This window comes from Streptomyces cynarae, assembly GCF_025642135.1.
Taxonomy (GTDB): Bacteria; Actinomycetota; Actinomycetes; order Streptomycetales; family Streptomycetaceae; genus Streptomyces; species Streptomyces cynarae.
This window is the reverse complement of sequence record NZ_CP106793.1, coordinates 4852606-4873733: the sequence shown is the minus strand read 5'-3', so window position 1 is coordinate 4873733 and position 21128 is coordinate 4852606. Positions and strand designations below refer to the sequence as shown.

Annotated in this window: 16 protein-coding genes and 1 pseudogene; 8 read left to right on the top strand and 9 right to left on the bottom strand. The window is 72.2% G+C overall.

What is annotated here, in order from left to right:
- Positions 1-57 precede the first annotated feature (57 nt).
- A complete protein-coding gene (locus tag N8I84_RS22380) occupies positions 58-2568 on the top strand; it encodes a DEAD/DEAH box helicase (protein WP_263231175.1) in 2511 nt (836 codons plus the stop codon).
- Here the strand turns inward: N8I84_RS22380 and N8I84_RS22375 are convergent.
- The 7 genes and pseudogenes from N8I84_RS22375 to ssd all read right to left on the bottom strand — a co-directional run bounded on the left by N8I84_RS22375 (position 2477) and on the right by ssd (position 7852).
- Positions 2477-2899 (bottom strand): Rv3654c family TadE-like protein, encoded by a 423-nt coding sequence (locus N8I84_RS22375; RefSeq protein ID WP_263234855.1) that lies wholly within the window; start codon positions 2897-2899, stop codon positions 2477-2479. The two genes, N8I84_RS22380 and N8I84_RS22375, sit on opposite strands and share 92 nt — an antisense overlap.
- A 59-nt stretch (positions 2900-2958) precedes the next feature.
- A complete protein-coding gene (locus N8I84_RS22370) occupies positions 2959-3351 on the bottom strand; it encodes a TadE family type IV pilus minor pilin (RefSeq protein ID WP_263231174.1) in 393 nt (130 codons plus the stop codon).
- Positions 3338-3556: a DUF4244 domain-containing protein gene (locus tag N8I84_RS22365; protein WP_263231173.1), complete on the bottom strand. Its 219-nt coding sequence runs from the start codon at positions 3554-3556 to the stop codon at positions 3338-3340. Before N8I84_RS22365 ends, N8I84_RS22370 begins: the two co-directional genes overlap by 14 nt.
- A gap of 208 nt (positions 3557-3764) precedes the next feature.
- The gene (locus N8I84_RS22360; protein WP_263231172.1) at positions 3765-4586 is read right to left on the bottom strand and encodes a type II secretion system F family protein; all 822 of its coding nucleotides are present in this window, start codon (positions 4584-4586) and stop codon (positions 3765-3767) included.
- A pseudogene (locus tag N8I84_RS22355) lies at positions 4583-5457 on the bottom strand (type II secretion system F family protein). Before N8I84_RS22355 ends, N8I84_RS22360 begins: the two are co-directional and overlap by 4 nt.
- 44 nt (positions 5458-5501) lie before the next feature.
- Positions 5502-6758: a TadA family conjugal transfer-associated ATPase gene (locus tag N8I84_RS22350; RefSeq protein ID WP_263231170.1), complete on the bottom strand. Its 1257-nt coding sequence runs from the start codon at positions 6756-6758 to the stop codon at positions 5502-5504.
- Positions 6755-7852 (bottom strand): septum site-determining protein Ssd, encoded by a 1098-nt coding sequence (gene ssd / locus N8I84_RS22345; protein WP_263231169.1) that lies wholly within the window; start codon positions 7850-7852, stop codon positions 6755-6757. Before ssd ends, N8I84_RS22350 begins: the two co-directional genes overlap by 4 nt.
- 613 nt (positions 7853-8465) lie before the next feature.
- Here ssd and N8I84_RS22340 point away from each other — a divergent pair.
- On the top strand, positions 8466-9290 hold the full coding sequence (locus N8I84_RS22340) for an HAD family hydrolase (protein WP_263231168.1): 825 nt from the start codon (positions 8466-8468) through the stop codon (positions 9288-9290).
- 380 nt (positions 9291-9670) lie between these two features.
- Here N8I84_RS22340 and N8I84_RS22335 read toward each other — a convergent pair whose 3' ends face one another.
- Positions 9671-10495 (bottom strand): Fic family protein, encoded by an 825-nt coding sequence (locus N8I84_RS22335; RefSeq protein ID WP_263231167.1) that lies wholly within the window; start codon positions 10493-10495, stop codon positions 9671-9673.
- Positions 10496-10594: 99 nt separating this feature from the next.
- On the opposite strand from N8I84_RS22335, the gene N8I84_RS22330 reads away from it, so the two are divergent.
- Positions 10595-11575 (top strand): ATP-binding protein, encoded by a 981-nt coding sequence (locus tag N8I84_RS22330; RefSeq protein WP_263231166.1) that lies wholly within the window; start codon positions 10595-10597, stop codon positions 11573-11575.
- Positions 11576-11591: 16 nt separating this feature from the next.
- Here N8I84_RS22330 and N8I84_RS22325 read toward each other — a convergent pair whose 3' ends face one another.
- Positions 11592-12896 carry a polysaccharide deacetylase family protein gene (locus N8I84_RS22325; protein ID WP_263231165.1) on the bottom strand — a complete coding sequence of 435 codons (1305 nt, stop codon included), beginning with the start codon at positions 12894-12896 and terminating at the stop codon, positions 11592-11594.
- A 347-nt stretch (positions 12897-13243) separates the two neighbouring features.
- Here N8I84_RS22325 and N8I84_RS22320 point away from each other — a divergent pair, with 347 nt between their 5' ends.
- The 5 genes from N8I84_RS22320 (at position 13244) to N8I84_RS22300 (ending at position 21075) form a co-directional block, all read left to right on the top strand.
- A complete protein-coding gene (locus tag N8I84_RS22320) occupies positions 13244-15628 on the top strand; it encodes a SulP family inorganic anion transporter (RefSeq protein WP_263231163.1) in 2385 nt (794 codons plus the stop codon).
- Between the two features lie 336 nt (positions 15629-15964).
- Entirely contained in the window at positions 15965-17920 is a 1956-nt protein-coding gene (acs, locus tag N8I84_RS22315; RefSeq protein ID WP_263231162.1) for an acetate--CoA ligase, read from the top strand.
- A 200-nt stretch (positions 17921-18120) separates the two neighbouring features.
- The gene (nhaA, locus tag N8I84_RS22310; RefSeq protein ID WP_263231161.1) at positions 18121-19584 is read left to right on the top strand and encodes a Na+/H+ antiporter NhaA; all 1464 of its coding nucleotides are present in this window, start codon (positions 18121-18123) and stop codon (positions 19582-19584) included.
- A gap of 64 nt (positions 19585-19648) precedes the next feature.
- A complete protein-coding gene (locus N8I84_RS22305) occupies positions 19649-20128 on the top strand; it encodes a phage holin family protein (protein WP_263231160.1) in 480 nt (159 codons plus the stop codon).
- On the top strand, positions 20125-21075 hold the full coding sequence (locus N8I84_RS22300; protein ID WP_263231159.1) for an alpha/beta fold hydrolase: 951 nt from the start codon (positions 20125-20127) through the stop codon (positions 21073-21075). Before N8I84_RS22305 ends, N8I84_RS22300 begins: the two co-directional genes overlap by 4 nt.
- The last annotated feature ends 53 nt before the right edge of the window (positions 21076-21128 follow it).

Below are 21128 nucleotides of genomic sequence, written 5' to 3'. Positions count from 1 at the left end.
GAGCGGTCGCCCCTCGGGCACCTCGGCTTCAGCCCCCGGGACGGTTCGCCAGCCGCGATGGCATTCAATCACTTACCGGCAGGCGTGTACGACGCCTTGGACCCATTGTCCGTCACGCCAGTGACACACTCGGTGCCGATGGCCAAGAATCACCGATCCGATCGACCCACGACGGGCCCCGTGTCCGGCCTCTCGCCGGGCACGGTGCTGGACCGGCTCGCCTCGGGTCCGAGCCGAGCTGCGCGCATCACTCATACGGAGCACTTGCCCCCGCGAGAGGGCCGCCATGCCGTCTGGCCGGACCGGATCCGTGCCGAGGTCGTCGCCGCCGTGCGCCGCGCGGGCATCGAGCACCCCTGGGCCCACCAGGCGCTCGCCGCCGAGCACGCCCTGGACGGCGACTCGGTGGTCGTCGCCACGGGCACCGCGTCGGGCAAGTCGCTCGCCTACCTGGTCCCGGTGCTGTCGCGGCTGCTGGACGGCGCCGAGGCTCCGAACGGCCGGGGCGCGACCGCCCTGTACCTCGCCCCCACCAAGGCCCTCGCGGCGGATCAGTGCCGATCGGTGAAGGAACTTTCACACCCTCTCGGCACGGCGATCCGCGCCGCGGTCTACGACGGCGACACGCCGCCCGAGGAACGGGAATGGGTACGCCAGTACGGCAACTACGTCCTGACCAACCCCGACATGCTGCATCGCGGCATATTGCCCTCCCATCCGCGCTGGTCCTCCTTCCTGCGCGCCCTGAAGTACGTCGTCATCGACGAGTGCCACACCTACCGCGGCGTCTTCGGCTCCCACGTCGCCCAGGTCCTGCGCCGGCTGCGCCGCCTGTGCGCCCGCTACGGCGCCTCACCCGTCTTCCTGCTGGCCTCCGCGACCGCCGCCGAGCCCTCGGTGGCCGCCCGCCGCCTCACCGGCCTGCCGGTCGTCGAGGTCGCGGACGACGCCTCCCCGCGTGGCGAGCTGGTCTTCGCCCTGTGGGAGCCGCCGCTCACCGAGCTGCACGGAGAGCGGGGCGCGCCCGTCCGGCGCACGGCCACCGCCGAGACCGCCGACCTGCTGACCGACCTGACCGTCCAGGGCGTGCGCTCGGTCGCCTTCGTCCGCTCCCGCCGCGGCGCCGAGCTGATCTCGGTGATCGCCCAGGAACGCCTGGCGGAGGTCGACCGCTCCCTGGCCCGCCGCGTGGCCGCCTACCGCGGCGGTTACCTTCCCGAGGAACGCCGCGCCCTGGAGCGGGCCCTCCACTCCGGGGAACTCCTCGGCCTCGCCGCGACGACCGCCCTGGAGCTCGGCGTGGACGTGTCCGGGCTCGGCGCCGTGCTGATCGCCGGGTACCCGGGGACACGCGCGTCGCTGTGGCAGCAGGCGGGGCGCGCGGGCCGTGCCGGGCAGGGCGCGCTCGCGGTACTGGTCGCCCGTGACGACCCTCTGGACACGTTCCTCGTCCACCACCCCGAGGCCCTCTTCGACCAGCCGGTGGAGTCCACGGTCCTCGATCCGGACAACCCCTACGTCCTCGCCCCGCACCTGTGCGCGGCGGCGGCCGAGCTGCCGCTGACGGAAGAAGACCTGGAGTTGTTCGGTCCCGCGTGCGCGGACGTGCTGCCGCAGCTGGAGGCCGCGAAGCTGCTGCGCCGCCGCACGAGGACCTGGCACTGGACACGCCGGGAGCGGGCCGCCGACCTCACGGACATCCGCGGGGCGGGCGGGCGCCCGGTCCAGATCGTCGAGGCCGGCACCGGTCGGCTGCTCGGCACGGTCGACGCGGGCGCCGCCCACACGACGGTCCACGAGGGCGCGGTCCATCTGCACCAGGGCCGTACGTACCTGGTGCGGTCGCTCGACCTGGAGGACTCCGTCGCCCTGGTCGAGGAGGCCAACCCGCCGTACACCACGGTCGCCCGCGACACGACCTCCATCTCCGTACTGGAGACGGACGTGGAGATCCCTTGGGGCGAGGGCCGGTTGTGCTACGGCTCCGTCGAGGTCACCAACCAGGTCGTCTCCTTTCTGCGTCGGCGTGTCATCACCGGTGAAGTGCTGGGCGAGACGAAACTCGACCTCCCTCCTCGCACGCTGCGCACCCGCGCCGTGTGGTGGACGGTCACCGAGGACCAACTGGACCAGGCCCGGATCGGCCCGGAGATCCTCGGAGGCGCGCTGCACGCGGCCGAACACGCGTCGATCGGCATGCTTCCGCTCTTCGCCACCTGCGACCGCTGGGACATCGGAGGCGTCTCGGTGCCGCTGCACCCGGACACGCTCCTGCCCACGGTCTTCGTGTACGACGGCCACCCGGGCGGCGCGGGCTTCGCCGAGCGCGCCTTCCACACGGCCCGCGCCTGGCTGTCCGCCACCCGTGAGGCCATCGCGTCCTGCGAGTGCGAGGCGGGCTGCCCGTCCTGCATCCAGTCCCCGAAGTGCGGCAACGGCAATGATCCGCTGCACAAGAGGGGTGCCGTACGCCTCCTCACGGTGCTGCTGCGCGGGGCCCCCGAGGAGGCGGCGAGCGGTCCGGCGGCTGCGGCGCCCTCGGCTCCGCCGGCCCCGCCCTCGCCCTGACCTCGGTGGTGAACGGCCCCGCGGCCGACGCCGCCGTGACGTCGGAGACCGCCCCCGCGAGGGCGCACCGCACGAGCCTGCTTCCCTGGGCCCGGGCCACCCGGGCCGCCGTGGCGCACGCCTTGCCGCCTCCGTCCATCCAGTGGTCCGCGGCCGCGAGTGCGGCGAGGTCGGCCGCACCGGCCGCACGATGCCGGGCCAGCACGACCTCGCCCTGGGCCAGCAGGACGCCGAACACGGCACACATCGCGCCGAGCAGGCACACGACCCAGACGGTGGCGGTGCCGCGATCCGAACGAGCCGCCGCCGCACGGGCGTCGAGGGCCTCCAAGAGCCTCCGTACATCGAGGGCCTCCGAGAGCCTCCGTACGGCGACCGGTTCACGCCCCCTCACTGCCTCACCCCCACCGTCTCCTCCGCCAACGCCACCGCTTCGTGGCGCAGTTCGAGAGGGAACACATCCGGGCCCGGGGGATGCGCCACGACAAGGACGCGTACCAGATCGCCCTGTCGGCTGACCGTGATCCTCGCGCCGTCCGGAGCCGCCTGCCGGGTCGTGTCCCGCACCACGCCCGGCGGCTCCTGCCGAGCCGCCGCCCGGGCCCCCGCGCGGGCCGCGTCCACGCACCGGATCTGCGCGGACGCGGCCGACAAGGCCCAGACGAGGGCCATCGCGAAGAGCACCAGAGCGGGCAGCACGACCGCGGTCTCGGCCGTCACGAATCCCTGGTCCCGGCCCCGGCCCGCTCCCGGGCGCGCCCTCGCGCCGTCACATCCGGACACTGAGCGCGCGTTTCACGATCGCCTGCAGTTCCGCGCTGACCTGCCCGCTCGTCAGCACCTTGTAGAGGACCGCCGCGAAGGCCACCGCGGCGATGATCCCCACCGCGTACTCGGACGTGACCATGCCCGCGTCCTTGCGCGCCACCGCCCGCAGCCGGCGCACCAGCGCACGCGCCCGGGCTCGTACTCGTACCGCCTTGCTCATATCAACCCCCGTGAGGTTCTGTTGTCGTCTGGTCGTTCACGTAGCCGTTTGTCGGTCGTTCTCTGTCCGGCCGCGGCCGTTCTCCGGTCCGTCAGGTCCGTCAGGTCCGTCAGGTCCGTCAGGCCCGTCAGGCCCGTCAGGCCCGTCAGGCCCGTCAGGCCCGTCAGGCCCGCCAGGCCCGTCAGCCGTCACCGGATGTCGTGCACCCTCATTTCCCACCTCCTCCCAGCAGCCCTCCCGCCAGCCCGATCACCACGGGCAGCACCCCGACCGCGATGAACGCGGGCAGGAAGCACAGCCCCACGGGGGCGGTGACCAGGACGCCCGCGCGGCGCGCCCGTGCCGTCGCCTCTCGGGCCCACTCGGCCCGCGCCTGAGCCGCGAGGCGCCCGACCGGTGCGGCCGCCGGGGCACCGGAATCGCCCGCCCGTTCAAGGAGCCGCGCCAGTGCTCCCGCGCCGGGGAGCGTGGCGAGCCGCTGCCACGCATCGGCCGGTTCGCCCCCGAGCCGCACCTCGGCCGCGCCCCGCGCCAGCCGCTCCCCGACCGGTCCCGCCAAGGCCTCGCCCACCGCCTGGGCTGCCGACACCGGGCTCGCGCCCGCCGCGATGCACGCCGCCAGCAGGTCGGCGGCCAACGGGAGCTGACGAGCGGCCACGGCAGGGTCGTACTCCTCGGTGTGGCGGTCGCGCTCCTGCCGGGCCCGCCACCGCGCCAGGCCGAACCCGGTGACCAGTCCGGCCCCCAGCCCGACGAACCCCCCGATCACCACCCAGCCGGCACACAGCGCCCCGGCGACCGGCAGCCACCGCCGCACGGCATCCCGCACCTCGGCCCGACCCGGCACTCCAGCCGGCACCCGCTCACGCCATCGCTCCTGCGCCGCACCGGCACCCGCACCCGCCAGGACCGCATCCACCCGCCGCCGCACTCTCCGCTCCCGCCGCGCGACGACGAGTGCCCGCGCCGGCCACCACAGCGCCAGCACCGCGCACAACATCCCCAGCCTGTGGACAACGCCCGCGCTCACGCCGCCTCCGCCCCGCGCACGATCCGCAGCGCCCACCACAGCCCCGCCCCTTCCAGCACGCCACCGACCACCAGGCACGCCAGCCCCGCCCCGGTGTGCAGGAGCACGTGCAGCGGGCGTGCGCCGAGCGCGGTGCCCAGCAGCAGTCCGAGGACCGGCAGCCCGGCGAGCAGGAACGCCGTCGACCGGGCGCCCGCCAACTGCGCTTGCAGATCGGCGCGTTGGTCGCACTCAGCACGCAGTGCCGCTTCCAGCCGGTCCAGCCCGGCCGCCAGTCCCGCACCCCGGTCCACGGCCACCCGCCAGCACGCGGCGAGCCCGGACAGCCCGTCGGCCCCGGCTGCCGTGCCGCGTCCGCGAGCGCGCCCGGGACGTCCCCGCCGAACCGCGCAGCCGCCAGCACCGCCGCCTGGGCCTCGCCGAGCCCGCCGGAGTCCCGAGCCGCCCGCAGCAGTGCCTCGCCCGGCTGACGGCGGCGCGCGCACTCCCCGGCGAGCGCGCCGCACAGCGCGATCACCCCCTCGCCACGCGCTTCCCGTGCCTGCCCCGCCTCGCGCGTCCGCCGCACCCGGCGCAGCACCGGCACACCCACGGCTCCGGCCACCAGGGGCAGAAGAGACGTCCCGAGCAGCGCGATCACCGCGCCCACGGCCACCGACCACCACTCCACGGGCAACCGCCGCGCCCGGAGCACGAACCGCTCCCAGGGCGGCGGACCGCCCCGCGCCGCGGCGCCGCCACCCGCGAACAGCAACCGGGCCCGGCGGGCCGCCGTGTTGGGGCCGCTCGCCATCCAGGCCGCCGTCCCGGCACACACCAGGACCACGCCGACCGCCAGATGACCGATCCCCGGCACACTTCCAGCCGTCATCTTCCCGAGCCCCGTCCCACCGACTGCCATCCGACCGACCCCGCTCACAGCACCTCCCCCTCACTGCCCCCACTTCCGTTCCGGAGCAGCTCCCGCAGCCGCTCCCATCCCCGCTCGCGCGCGAAGGCCTCCGGTCCCCACCGCAGCGCGGGCACCGTCACCACGAGCCCGGACGCGTCCCGCTCCAGCACATGCACCTCCGCGATCCGGCGCCGCCCGGTCCGGTCGCGCACGAGGTGGATGACCACCGACAGCGCGGCCGCCAACTGGCTGTGCAGCGCGGCCCGGTCCAGGCCCGCCGCCGTGCCGAGCGCTTCCAGCCGGGCGGGCACCTGGGCCGCCGCGTTCGCGTGGAGCGTGCCGCAGCCGCCTTCGTGGCCCGTGTTCAGCGCGGCCAGCAGGGACACCACCTCGGGGCCGCGCACCTCGCCGACGACGAGCCGGTCGGGTCTCATGCGCAGTGCCTGCCGCACCAGGTCCTGGAGCTCGACGAGCCCCACGCCCTCCTGGTTCGCGGGCCGCCCCTCCAGGCGCACCACATGCGGGTGGTCGGGGCGCAGCTCAGCCGAGTCCTCGGCGAGCACGATCCGCTCGCTCGACCCCACCACGCCCAGGAGCGCGCTCAGCAGCGTGGTCTTGCCCGAACCGGTTCCGCCACTGATCACATAGGAGAGCCGGGAGGCGATCAGTGCCCGCAGCACCCGGTCCCCGCCCGGCGGCACCGTGCCCGCCGCCACGAGTTCGTCGAGGGTGAACGCCCGGGGCCGTACGACCCGCAGTGACAGGCATGTCGAGCCGACCGCGACCGGCGGCAGCACCGCGTGCAGACGGGTGCCGTCCGGCAGGCGGGCGTCGACCCACGGTCGGGCGTCGTCGAGCCGCCGGCCGGCCACGGCGGCCAACCGCTGCGCGAGGCGCCGTACGGTCGCAGCGTCCGGGAAGGACACCTCCGTCAGCTCCAGTCCGGCACCCCGGTCCACCCACACCCGGTCCGGCGCGGACACCAGGACGTCGGTCACGGACGGGTCGGCGAGCAACGGTTCCAGAGGGCCGCTGCCGACCAGTTCGGACCGCAGCTGCCGGGCCGCGCCCAGCACTTCCGCATCCCCGAGCACCCGCCCCTGCTCCCGCAGCGCCTGCGCCACGCGTGCGGGGGTCGGCTCGGCCCCGCTCTCGGCAAGCCACTGCCGCACTCCGTCCAGCAGCCGCGTCCGCTCGCCGGACCCCACCACGCCGGTATCCGCGTCCGCCCCGGCACCGGGCCCCGCCGTACCTGCCGTCGCGCCCCAGCCCGTGGTCATACGGGGTCACCCGCCTCGGCCAGCGCCCGCTCCCAGAAGGCCGAGCAGAACCGGGCGAGCGACCCCCGCGCCGCTCCCCCGGGCGGTACCGAACCGTCCGCCGGTGGCGTCTCGTACGGCACCTCGCCGACCAGCGGCAGCCCCAGCAGTCGCGCCACCTCCCGGTCGTCCAGCCCGGGCGTGTAGGGCCCCCGTACCGCGATCCGCAGATCGCCGAGGACCATGCCGACCGCGGACGCCACCCGCCGCGCGGCCGCGACCCCCCGCAGTTCTCCGGGGACCACCAGGATCCCGACGTCCAGCTGCGCGAGGACCTCGGCGACCCCCTCGTCGACACGGCGCGGGAGATCGACGACGACAGCGCCGCCGCGTCGCCGGGCCGCGGCCAGGACCGCGCGGACCGCCTGGGGCGGGACGGCCACGGTGTCGCCGCGGTCCCAGCTCAGCACCCGCAGCGCGTGCACCTGGGGTAGGGACTCCTCCAGGGCGCCGCTTCCCACCCGCCCCCGGGAGGCGGCGAACGCCGGCCAGCGCAGCCCTTCCGTGGTCTCCCCGCCGAGGAGTACGTCTAGTCCGCCGCCCAGCGAATCCGCGTCCACGAGCAGGGTGCGCCTGCCCTCACGCGCGGAGGTGACGGCGAGGGCGCAGGCGAGCGTGGAGGCGCCGGCCCCGCCACGCCCGCCGATCACGCCGACGGTGAGCGCGGGCCGGCCGACCCCCTCGGCCACGTCGGCGATGCGGTCCACCAGCCACTGCTCGCCGTCCGGCAGCAGCAGGACGTGATCGGCGCCGATCTCGACGGCGCGCCGCCAGACTCCGGGATCGTCCTGATCCCGGCCGACCAGCACCACTCCCCGTCTGCGCACGGCCCCGCGCACCCGGCGCGCCGCGTCGTCGCCGACCAGGACCAGGGGTGCCGCATCCCAGCCGCCCCGCTGCTCGGGCACTCCCGGGTGCACCTCCGCTCTGGCGCCCGCGGCCGCGCACAGGCGCAGCAGGTCGTCGAGGAGCTCGGCGTCCTCGGTGACGATCAGCGGTCCGCTCCGCCGCCCCTCGGCGGCGGCCGGTCCGTCGTGTGTCATGGCTCCCGCCACGGTTCCAGCCCCCTTCGCTGCTTCCTCCGGGCGCGTCCGCGGACCTGTGCGGCCCGCGCTTCCCGCCCGTGTGGAGAGCCGGCAACCGGCCTCCATATGACCGGCCGATACGAACCGGCCATACGCGCCCGACAAACGGAACCGGCCGTGCACGGGCCATGAACTGGCTTGCCGTGAACCGGCGGGAACTCGCCGTCGGCCGGACGCGCTGGAATCAAGGTGCAGCGATCCCGGAAATCTTGTGGATCTTGGTCGATAACTGTGGACAACTCAGCGGTTGTGAATATCGCCTTCACCCATACCGGTGAGGGCGCGGCGGCAACCGCAGAGCAGCACCGGGACTACGCAGTGTCACAGGTCATGGACATGGCCGGGCGTGCATCGCAAGGCCGCCACGGGGCCGCGGAATGGCGTCGAAAAACAGAAAAACCCACCCGGACATGCGACGACCCCCGCCGGGGGGGAGAGCGGGGGTCGTCCCCACGGCCGACTCGGGGGGGAGGAGTCGGGCCGGGTTAGCACGGTCGCGAACGATCCGTGACTTCCATGGTGTACCCGAGAGCCCTCTCAGGCAAACCCACACGCCCCACCTTACGCCGAATGGTGGGCCCCTATGCTCAGGCCCGTGGAAAACCACTCCTTGCCCCGCACAGCGGCCTTCTTTGACCTGGACAAGACGGTCATTGCGAAGTCGAGCACTCTCACCTTCGGCAAGTCCTTCTACCAAGGGGGACTGATCAACCGCAGGGCGGCGTTGCGTACCGCATATGCCCAGTTCGTGTTCCTGGTGGGCGGCGCCGACCACGACCAGATGGAGCGGATGCGGGAGTACCTGTCCGCGATGTGCCGCGGCTGGAACGTCCGGCAGGTGAAGGAGATCGTCGCCGAGACGCTCCACGACCTGATCGACCCGATCATCTACGACGAGGCCGCCTCCCTCATCGAGGAGCACCACGGCAACGGGCGCGACGTGGTGATCGTGTCCACGTCGGGCGCCGAGGTCGTCGAGCCGATCGGCGAACTGCTCGGCGCGGACCGGGTGGTGGCGACCCGGATGGTCGTGGGCGACGACGGCTGCTTCACGGGCGAGGTGGAGTACTACGCCTACGGGCCGACGAAGGCGGAGGCGGTCAGGGAACTGGCGGAGTCGGAGGGATACGACCTGGCGCGCTGCTACGCGTACAGCGACTCGATCACCGACCTGCCGATGCTGGAGGCCGTCGGCCATCCGCACGCCGTGAACCCCGACCGGGCGCTGCGCCGCGAGGCACTCGCGCGAGGATGGCCGATTCTCGACTTCCACCGCCCGGTGCGGCTGAAGCAGCGGTTGTCGGTGCCGCCGCGCCCCGCGCTCCTCGCGGTGGCGGCGATAGGCGCGGCGGCGGCCACGGCTGGACTCGTCTGGTACGCGAGCCGGCGCCGCGCACCCCTGGTGTGAATGTCCGGACGCCCCGGAGAAGCACATTCCCGTCCGATTCACACCTTTTTGAACGTAAAAGTAAAGAACTGCATCAAGGGCTTCCGCTTGTCCGTGCCCTGGAGTACAAAGGGGTTAACGGCCCGCGAGACCAAAGGACATCCGAAAGGATCACCTTTTAAACGCAATTGGCCCCACGGACCGAGCATGAACACCGGGCACCCACGCGACGTCGACCCGTCGATTACGGGCCAGCCGCACCAGGTGACGGGCAAAGTTCCCGACCTGATGGGCGACCATCGAGGACGCTTGGTAACTCGGTGAACATGCCAGCGGCGGTACGAGACTTCGTACCGCCGCAACCATTGCCGAAGGCCCCCCGAGGGGGCCTTTTCCCATCCCTAAGCGGCCCCGCGCTGCAGCGCCTCGCAGACCGCCGTCGACTCGCGTACGCCGAGTTCGACCGCCTTTGCGCAGTGGGCGATCCAGGCCGCCATGCCCTCCGGGGTGCCGGACACGTAGCCGTCCAGGGCGGCGACGTAGGCGGCCCGGCCCAGTTCCGCGTGGCCCACCTCCGCCGCGCAGACCGCCTTGGGGTCGAGTCCGCTCCCCACCAGGACGATGCGCTGCGCCGCGCGGGCGACTAGACCGTTGTGGGACACGAAGGGACGCAGGGCGAGCAGTTCGCCGTGTACCACGGCGGCGGTCACGAGCGCGGGCGCGGAGCCGCCCGCGATGATCAGCTCGGAGAGTCCCTCGAGACGGCCGGAGACCTCGGCCGCGTCCGGCAGCGGCAGCTCGACCAGCGGCTCGTCGACGCCCTCGCCGTCCTGCCGGGGGCGACCCACACGCGGGTCGGGATCCGCTGCCGCCACCAGATGCAGCCGCGCGAGCACCCGCAGGGGTGACTGCCGCCAGATGGACAGCAGCTGCCCCGCCTCGGCGGTCAGCCGCAGCGCGGCCCCGACCGTACGGGCGCCGTCCTCAGCGCTGAAGTCGGTGCGCCGCCGCACCTCCTCCAAGGCCCAGTCGGCGCCGGACAGCGCGGCCGAGCCGCGCGCGCCACGCAGCGCCGCCTCGGAGGTGATCTCATTGCTGCGGCGCCGCATGACCCGGTGCCCGTAGACCCGGTCCACGGCCTTGCGCACGGATTCCACGGACTCGGCGACCCCGGGCAGCGCCCCAAGGGCCGCCAGCGGGTCGGCGGACGCACCTGTCGTACTCATGGGTACGACCCTACGCACCCGGGCCCCCTCCTTCGAAGGGGTGGTCTTCTTTCCACAGGCATGCCACGGACAGCTACTGCGACGCTACTCTTCGTGAATATGAAAATTGCTTTCGTGGGGAAGGGCGGCAGTGGCAAGACCACCCTGTCCTCCCTGTTCATCCGCCATCTCGCCGCCGCCGGTGCGCCCGTCATCGCCATCGACGCGGACATCAACCAACACCTCGGGCCCGCGCTCGGGCTCGACGAGGACGAGGCCGCGGCACTGCCCGCCATGGGCGAACGGCTGCCGATGATCAAGGACTATCTGCGCGGTACCAATCCGCGGATCGCCTCCCCCGAGACGATGATCAAGACCACGCCCCCCGGGGAGGGGTCGCGGCTGCTGCGCGTGCGGGAGGACAACCCGGTCTACGACGCCTGCGCGCATCCGGTGGAGCTCGACGGCGGCACCGTCCGTCTGATGGTCACCGGCTCATTCACGGACGCCGACCTGGGGGTCGCCTGCTACCACTCCAAGACGGGAGCGGTGGAGCTGTGCCTGAACCACCTGGTGGACGGCCGCGACGAGTACGTGGTGGTCGACATGACGGCGGGCTCGGATTCCTTCGCCTCCGGCATGTTCACCCGCTTCGACATGACGTTCCTGGTCGCCGAGCCGACCCGGAAGGGGGTTTCCGTCTACCGCCAGTACAAGGAGTACGCGCGGGACTACGGGGTCATCCTGAGGGTCGTCGGCAACAAGGTGCAGGGCACGGACGACATCGACTTCCTCCGCGCCCACGTGGGTGACGACCTGCTGGTGACGGTGGGGCACTCGGACTGGGTGCGGTCCATGGAGAAGGGCCGCCCGCCCCGGTTCGAGTCCCTGGAGGATGCGAGCCGCCGCTCCCTTCGCATGCTCCAGGCGGCCGCCGACGCGACGTACGAACTGCGCGACTGGGAGCGGTACACACGTCAGATGGCGCATTTCCACCGGAAGAACGCGACCAGTTGGGGAAACGAGCGCACGGGTGCGGACCTTGCGGCCCAGATCGACCCGGGCTTCGTGCTCAGCGAGGCCCTGACGGCCGCGGTGTGAGCGACGGCCGCCCCGTCTACCGCTTGGCCGGCGGTGCTCCCGGCACCCCCCTCGGTGCCGGGGCCGGTGACGAGGCCAGGAAGCTTTCCCAGCCCTCGGCAGGGGCCTGCCCCACCTTCAGGGTGCGCAGTTTCTCCAGGACCTGCGGATCCTGTGCGTCCAGCCAGTCGACGAGTTGGCGGAACGAGACGCAGCGCACCTCGGGCTCGCTGCACACGTGCTCGACGACCCGCTGAACGGCACGCATGTAGGTGCCGCCGTTCCAGGACTCGAAGTGGTTGCCGATGATCAGGGGCGCGCGGTTCCCGTCGTACGCCCGCCGGAAGCCCTTGTAGAGGCCGTCCCGCATCTGGTCGCCCCACTCCTCGAACTTGTCGGGGTCTCCCTGGGTCTGGGTGCCCGACTGGTTGACCATGAAGTTGTAGTCCATGGTCAACTGCTCGTAGGTGTGTCCCGGGAAGGGCACGAGCTGCATCGACAGGTCCCACAGCCCCTCCTTCTTCTTCGGCCAGACCTGCTCGTCGACGCCGGAGGTGTCGTATCGGAAACCCAGCTCACGGGCCGCTTTCATGAAGTTCTGCTGCCCCTCCAGACACGGGGTGCGGCCACCGATGAGCTCCTTGTCGTAGTCGAAGGGAAGCGAAGGCTCCTGTTTCAGGCCGGAGTTCGTCTTCCAGGACTTCACGAACGCCTTGGCCTGGGCGATCTCGTCCTTCCACTCCTCCACAGACCACTGGCCGACCCCGCCCTCGGGGCCGCAGAAGTGCCCGTTGAAGTGGGTGCCGATCTCGTTGCCCTCGAGCCACGCCAGCCGCAGTTGCTCGACGGTGTCCTTGATGCCCTTCTCGTCGTTGAAGCCGATGTCCGAGCGGCCCGGCGAGTGCTGCGGCGGCCGGTACAGGTCGCGTTTCTCCTCGGGCAGCATGTACACACCGCTCAGGAAGAACGTCATCGTCGCGTTGTTGGCCCTGGCGACCTCGCGGAAGTGCGAGAAGAGCTTCTGGCTGTCCTCACCGGCCCCGTCCCACGAGAAGACCACGAACTGCGGGGGCTTCCGACCGGGCCTCAGCCGCTCGGGTCTGGCCAGGTGCGGCTGGGCGCCCGTGTAGGCGGTGGAGCCGTCGCCGATCAGGCGGACCGCGCTGCCCGGAGCCCCGGCACCGGCACCGGCCCCCTTGCGCGGACTCTGCTCGGAACGGGCCGGTCCGAGGGAACAGCCGGCCAGCGCGGTGGCGCAGGCGGCGGCCAGGGCGACGCCCGTGGCGGTCCTGCGGGAGGGGGTTCCGGTTCTCGGGGTGGCGGTTCTCGGGGTGGCGGTCATCTTCCACCCACCTTCTTCCTTCGGTCGGGCCACGCTGAGCAGGTGTGGTGCGACGCGGCAGACACAAGCGGAAAGCCCGTGCGCCCGCGCGGCCAAGCCAAGGTCGCACGGAACACCGAAGGAAATTTGTATGACAAGCCGATGAAATAACCGCTTCACCCTTTTGAGTGATTAGATGCCCCATTTGCCCCCATATCAGATACCTTTCCTTTACCGTCCATTACGATCCATTTACCGAAGCAGTGAGACATCCCGCCGCTTACGCCGTGACCCACGGCCGCGCCCGACCCCTGGCCCCAGCCGGGGCCACCAATCCGCGACCGCGCCGCACCGGAGGAGACGGGACCATGCCCGCCTGCGTCCCCGCCCGCGCCGCCGACTCGACTCGGACGAAGCGCGTACACCCGCCCCACAGCCCCCCACCCGACCCGCCCCGCCGCTTCCGCGTCGCGGGCGCCGATCTGTCCGCCTCCCTCGCCGTCTTCCTGATCGCCCTCCCCCTGTCCCTGGGCATCGCCCTCGCCACCGGCGCCCCGCTCCAGGCCGGCCTGGTCGCCGCGGCCGTGGGCGGAATCGTCGCCGGCCGGTTCGGGGGCTGCCCGCTCCAGGTCAGCGGCCCCGCCGCCGGCCTCACCGTGGTCACCGCCGACCTCATCCACCGCTACGGATGGCGGACGACATGCGCCGTCACCGTCCTCGCCGGCCTCGCCCAACTGGGTCTCGGCTGCCTTCGCGTGGCGCGCACCGCGCTCGCGGTGAGCCCCGCGATCGTGCACGGCATGCTCGCCGGCATCGGCGCCACCATCGCCGTCGCCCAGTTGCACATCGTGCTCGGCGGCACCCCGCAGAGCGCCGTCCTCGACAACCTCCGTGCGCTGCCCGCCCAGTTGGCGCACCTGCACCCGGCGGCCGTGTCGGTGAGCGTGCTGACCCTGGCCCTGCTCCTGGCCTGGCCACGGCTTCCCGGTCGGACCGGGCACCTGCTGCGCCGGGTCCCGGCGCCGCTCGTCTCCGTGGCGGGCGCCACCGCGACCGCCTCGCTCGCCGGGCTGACCCTGCCCAGGGTCGACCTGCCGTCCTGGAGCAGCCACGCCCTGGCCGGAGCGCCCGAGGGCCCGGCGCTCGGCATCGCCGCCGCCGTCCTCACCATCACCCTGGTGTGCAGCGTGCAGTCCCTGCTCGGCGCCGTCGCCGTGGACAAGCTGGCGGCCCGGCGCCATCCACACCTCGGCCGCTCCGACCTGGACCGCGAGCTGCTCGGCCAGGGCGCCGCGAACATCGCCTCAGGAGCGCTCGGCGGACTGCCGATCGCGGGCGTCGCCGTGAGAAGTACGGCGAACGTCAACTCCGGAGCGATCAGCCGGAACTCCACGATGCTGCACGGTGTTTGGGTGGTGGTGGCCACGCTGCTGATGGTCCCGGTGCTCGAACTGATCCCCCTCGCCTCGCTCGCCGCACTGGTGATGGCCGTCGGCATCCAGATGGTGTCCCTGCACCACATCCGCACGGTCACCCGCCACCGAGAGGTGCTGGTGTACGCCGTCACCGCACTCGGCGTCGTCATCCTGGGCGTCCTCCAGGGCGTGGCGCTGGGTGTGGCAGCCGCCGTCGCCGTCGCGCTGCACCGCCTCACCCGCACCCGCATCACCCATGAGCAGCGGCAGGGAGTCCATCACGTACGCGTGCGAGGCCAGTTGACGTTCCTCGCGGTTCCCCGGCTCAGCCGGACACTGCACCTGGTGCCCGCCGGGGCGGAGGCCGTCGTGGAGCTGGACGGGTCGTTCATGGACCACGCTGCGCACGAGTCGCTGCAGGACTGGCAGCGCACCCACCGCGCGCGGGGCGGCACGGTCGCCCTGACCGCCCGGGACGGCTCCCCGGTCGCGATGCCCTCCCTGAGCTCGGCCCGGGCCGACTCGGGCGGGGAGTCCGCCGGGCCGTCGGCATGCCGGTGCCGGCCCTGGACACCATGGCGCAACCACCGGTGCGAAAGCCCACCGACCGCGACCGCAGGCGGTGGCCCCGAGGTGCCGGGCGAGGCCACCGGACCGAGCGGGCGGCAACTCGCGCACGGCATCAGCGCCTTCCAGCAGAACACCGCCCCGCTGGTCCGCGGCGAGCTGGCCCGTCTCGCGCGTGAGGGGCAGCGACCGTCGCACCTGTTCCTGACCTGCGCCGACTCCCGGCTCGTCACCTCGATGATCACCTCCAGCGGGCCCGGCGACCTCTTCGTCGTCCGCAATGTCGGCAACCTGGTACCGCTGCCAGGCGCGGAGAGCGGAGACGATTCGGTGGCGGCCGCCATCGAGTACGCGGTCGACGTGCTCAAGGTGCGCTCCATCACGGTGTGCGGGCACTCCGGGTGCGGCGCGATGCAGGCCCTGCTCACCTCGGACGCGGAAGGCGCCCAGACCCCGCTGAGGCGGTGGCTGCGGCACGGGCTGCCCAGCCTGGAGCGTATGGCCGACGACGAGGGGCCGTGGGCCCGGATCGCCGGGCGTGAGCCCGCCGACACGATCGAACAGTTGTGCCTGACCAATGTGGTGCAGCAGTTGGAGCATCTGCGGGCGCACGAGTCCGTGGCCCGTGCGCTCGGCGAGGGCACGCTGGAACTGCACGGGATGTACTTCCACGTGGGCGAGGCCCAGGCGTATCTGCTGGCCCCGTCCGAGGGCGGCGACGACGTCTTCAGCCGAGTGGGAGCGGCCGGGGACCTGCGCCACCCGGCGTGACACGGCGGTGGTGCGCGGCGCGGACGGGCCTGTCCGCGCCGCGCCGCGCACCACCGTGACGACACCCTCTCCGGACCCCCTGGATTCCCTCCGGACCCTTCCGGATCCACGCTGGACCCCCTCCGGGCAAGTGTGAGATGCGTCGCCGAACGGACCCGCCATGTGAACCGGGCGGGCGGCCGGCACGTGACCTGAGGCAGAAAGTCCGGGGCAGAACGTCCGGCCGCGGACCGCGACAGGTCTAAACCATTTTCCGGTCGGCCCTTGTCACCGAGCCCTCCGGTCTGGTGAGCTGTGGCCTGGGACACAACGGACACCCTGGGAAAGGGAGATGTCGTGAGCAACGAAAGCCTGGCCAACCTGCTCAAGGAAGAACGCAGGTTCGCGCCCCCCGCCGACCTGGCCGCACACGCCAACGTCACGGCAGAGGCGTACGAACAGGCCAAGGCTGACAGGCTCGGCTTCTGGGCCGAGCAGGCCCGCCGGCTGACCTGGGCCAAGGAGCCTTCCGAGACGCTGGACTGGTCGAACCCGCCGTTCGCCAAGTGGTTCAAGGACGGCGCACTCAACGTCGCGTACAACTGCGTCGACCGGCACGTCGAGGCGGGTCTGGGCGACCGCGTCGCCATCCACTTCGAGGGCGAGCCCGGCGACAGCCGCTCGATCACCTACGCCGAGCTCAAGGACGAGGTCTCCAAGGCCGCGAACGCCCTCCTCGAGCTGGGTGTCCGCAAGGGCGACCGGGTCGCCGTCTACATGCCGATGATCCCCGAGACCGCGATCGCGATGCTGGCCTGCGCGCGCATCGGCGCGGCCCACTCCGTAGTCTTCGGCGGCTTCTCGGCGGACGCGCTCGCCACCCGCATCCAGGACGCCGACGCGCGTGTCGTCATCACCGCCGACGGCGGCCACCGGCGCGGCAAGCCGTCCGCGCTCAAGCCGGCCGTCGACGACGCGGTGGCGCGCGTGGACAACGTCGAGCACGTGCTCGTGGTGCGCCGTACGGGCCAGGAGGTCGCCTGGAGCGAGGGCCGGGACGTCTGGTGGCACGAGCTCGTGGACCGGCAGTCCGCCGAGCACACGCCCGAGGCGTTCGAGGCGGAGCACCCGTTGTTCATCCTGTACACGTCCGGTACGACGGGTAAGCCGAAGGGCATCCTGCACACCTCCGGCGGTTACCTCACCCAGGTGGCGTACACCCACCACGCCGTCTTCGACCTCAAGCCCGAGACCGACGTGTACTGGTGCACGGCGGACGTCGGCTGGGTCACCGGGCACTCCTACATCGTCTACGGGCCGCTGGCCAACGGCGCCACCCAGGTCATGTACGAGGGCACGCCCGACACCCCGCACCAGGGCCGCTTCTGGGAGATCGTGCAGAAGTACGGGGTCACCATCCTGTACACGGCGCCCACCGCGATCCGTACGTTCATGAAGTGGGGCGACGACATCCCCGCGAAGTTCGACCTGTCCTCGCTCAGGGTGCTGGGTTCCGTCGGTGAGCCGATCAACCCCGAGGCCTGGATCTGGTACCGCAAGCACATCGGCGGGGACCGCACGCCGGTCGTGGACACCTGGTGGCAGACCGAGACCGGCGGGATCATGATCTCCCCGCTGCCCGGCGTGACCGAGGCCAAGCCGGGCTCCGCGCAGCGGCCGCTGCCCGGCATCTCCGCGACCGTCGTCGACGACGAGGCGAACGAGGTGCCGAACGGAGGCGGCGGCTATCTGGTGCTCACCGAGCCGTGGCCGTCGATGCTGCGCACCATCTGGGGCGACGACCAGCGCTTCATCGACACCTACTGGTCGCGGTTCGAGGGCAGGTACTTCGCCGGTGACGGCGCCAAGAAGGACGACGACGGCGACATCTGGCTGCTCGGCCGCGTGGACGACGTGATGCTGGTGTCCGGGCACAACATCTCCACCACCGAGGTGGAGTCGGCCCTCGTCTCGCACCCGTCGGTCGCCGAGGCGGCCGTCGTCGGCGCGGCGGACGAGACGACGGGCCAGGCGATCGTCGCCTTCGTGATCCTGCGCGGTACGGCCGCGGAGACCGAGGACCTGGTGGCGGAGCTGCGCAACCACGTGGGCACCACGCTCGGCCCGATCGCCAAGCCCAAGCGGATCCTGCCGGTGGCGGAGCTGCCGAAGACCCGCTCCGGCAAGATCATGCGGCGCCTGCTGCGCGATGTCGCGGAGAACCGCCAGCTCGGCGACGTCACTACGCTCACGGACTCGACGGTGATGGACCTCATCCAGGCCAAGCTCCCGGCGGCACCGAGCGAGGACTGAGAAATCCGGACCACGACGGGGCGCTCGGCAGTACGCCGGGCGCCCCGCTGTCACGCCCCCTTCGCACAACCCGGGAGCACCGGAGTGTAATGATCAGGTAAAATGGCTTTTCTTAGGTGTGCCGGGAAGTCTGGTCGGCAAGCGGTCCGCACGTTCCGTGTCGGCCGTCCGTCTGCCGTGCCCACCCGGAGGTCCCCACCGTGGCAGCGTCCCGCACCCGCACCTTCCTCGGACGTCTGTCCCTGCCCGAGCGCACCTTCGTCGCGGACGCGCTGCGTACCGAGACCGTCGGCGGCGTACTGCTCCTGCTCGCCGCGGTGGCCGCCCTGGTGTGGGCGAACACGCCCGGCCTCGACAGCAGCTACGAGAGCGTCGGCCACTACCACCTCGGCCCCGCCTCCCTGGGCCTGAACCTGTCCGTCCAGCACTGGGCCGCGGACGGTCTCCTCGCGATCTTCTTCTTCGTCGCCGGGATCGAACTCAAACGGGAGCTGGTCGCGGGCGATCTGCGCGACCCCCGCGCCGCCGCCCTCCCGGTGGTCGCCGCACTGTGCGGCATGGCCGCGCCCGCACTCGTCTACGCCCTGACCAACGCGGCCGGCGGCGGGTCCTTCGCCGGCTGGGCCGTCCCCACCGCCACCGACATCGCCTTCGCGCTGGCGGTCCTCGCGGTCATCGGGACCTCCCTGCCCTCCGCCCTGCGCGCCTTCCTGCTCACCCTGGCCGTCGTCGACGACCTGTTCGCCATCCTGATCATCGCGATCTTCTTCACGGACGGCCTGAACTTCGCGGCCCTCGGCGGTGCCGTCGCCGGCCTCGCCGTGTTCTGGGTGCTGCTGCGCAAGCGGGTGCGCGGCTGGTACGTGTACGTGCCGCTGGCACTGGTGATCTGGGGACTGATGTACAACAGCGGCATCCACGCCACCATCGCCGGTGTGGCCATGGGGCTGATGCTGCGCTGCCACCGACGGGAGGATGAGGAGCGGTCCCCCGGGGAGCACATCGAACACCTTGTACGCCCCCTGTCGGCGGGACTCGCGGTGCCGCTGTTCGCCCTCTTCAGTGCGGGCGTCGCGGTCTCGGGCGGGGCGCTCGCGGAAGTGTTCACCCGGCCGGAGACGCTCGGCGTCGTGCTCGGCCTCGTCGTCGGCAAGACGGTCGGCATCTTCGGAGGTACGTGGCTGACGGTCCGCTTCACCCGGGCCTCGCTGAGCGAGGGCCTCGCGTGGGCCGACGTGTTCGCGGTCGCCTCCCTGGCCGGTATCGGCTTCACCGTCTCGCTGCTCATCGGCGAACTGGCCTTCGACGGCGATCCGGCGTTCGGGAACGAGGTGAAGGCCGCCGTCCTCACCGGATCGCTGATCGCGGCCGCCGGCGCGACGGTGCTGCTGAAGATGCGCAACGCCAAGTACCGCGCCCTGTGTGCGGAGGAGGACCGCGACGACGACCTGGACGGCGTCCCGGACGTCTACGAGGAGGACGACCCGGGGTACCACCTGCGCATGGCCGAGATTTACGAGCGGAAGGCCGCCGAGCACCGCAGGCTCGCGGTGCTGAAGTCGGCCGGGCGGGACACGGACGCCGGTCCGCCTGCCGCAGACCCTGACGGCTCGCTTGCGGAAGTGGCGGGCAGGGCAAGCGAGGAGAACGAGCGTCCGGCATGATCTGACACATCACCACACTCCGCAGCGTCCGCGGAGCCCGTATGCAGAGAGCAGGGAGATCGCGATGAGCGCACCCGACGGCAGCCCGGTCGGCGCCGAACGCAGCATCGGCCAGCTGTTCGCCTCGGCGACGACCGAATTGTCCGCACTGGTGCACGACGAGATCGCCCTGGCCAAGGCCCAGCTCAAACGGGACGTCAAGCGCGGCGCGATGAGCGGCGGCGCCTTCTCGGCCGCGGGAGCGGTCCTCCTGTTCTCGCTGCCGATGCTGAACTTCGCTCTGGCGTACGGCATCCGGACGTGGAGCGGCTGGAACCTGGCCGTCTGCTTCCTGCTCTCCTTCGGCGCGAACGTGGTGGTCGCCGGCCTGCTCGGGCTCATCGGCCTGGTGTTCGCGAAGAAGGCGAAGAAGAGCAAGGGCCCGCAGAAGGTCGCCGCGTCGATGAAGCAGACCGCCGGCGTCCTGCAGAACGCCAAGCCGCACCCGCGTGAGCCCCAGCAGGCCGACAAGGCCGTCGAGCCTGTGGCACGCTCGTCCTCATGACGGACCCCGCCACCCCTTCGGCGCAATCCCCCTCGGTCGTACGACTTGACGTCCTCGGCGGGAAAAAGGTGACGCACCGGGACGTAGCGGCCAATGGCGCACGCTTCCACATCGCCGAACTGGGCGACGGACCGCTGGTCCTGCTGCTGCACGGCTTCCCCCAGTTCTGGTGGACCTGGCGGCACCAGCTGGTGGCGCTGGCCGACGCGGGCTTCAGGGCCGTGGCGATGGACCTGCGCGGGGTGGGCGGCAGCGACCGTACGCCGCGCGGTTACGACCCGGCGAACCTGGCGCTCGACATCACCGGGGTCGTACGGTCCCTGGGCGAGCCCGACGCCGCGCTCGTCGGCCACGACCTGGGCGGCTACCTGGCCTGGACGGCGGCCGCCATGCGTCCCAAGCTCGTGCGGCGCCTCGCGGTCGCCTCGATGCCGCATCCGCGGCGCTGGCGCTCGGCGATGCTCGGTGACGTCAGGCAGTCGTCCGCGAGTTCCCACATCTGGGGACTGCAGCGGCCCTGGATCCCCGAGCGCCGGCTCACCGCCGACGGTGCCGCTCTCGTGGGGCAGCTGATCCGGGACTGGTCGGGACCGCGGCCGCCGGACGACGAGGCCGTGGAGGTGTACCGGCGCGCCATGCTCATCCCGTCGACGGCGCACTGCTCCATCGAGCCGTACCGGTGGATGGTGCGCTCCCTGGCCCGGCCCGACGGCATCCAGTTCAACCGCCGCATGAAGCGGCCCGTACGGGTCCCGACCCTGCATCTGCACGGCTCGCTGGACCCGGTGATGCGGACCAGGAGCGCGGCCGGGTCCGGCGAGTACGTCGAGGCGCCGTACCGCTGGCGGCTGTTCGACGGTCTCGGGCACTTCCCGCACGAAGAGGACCCCGTGGCGTTCTCCGCCGAGCTGATCAACTGGCTGAAGGACCCCGAACCCGACCGCTGACCCGCCGCCCACCATCCGGAATCGGCCTGCCTACCGGAACGCCGACGGCCCCG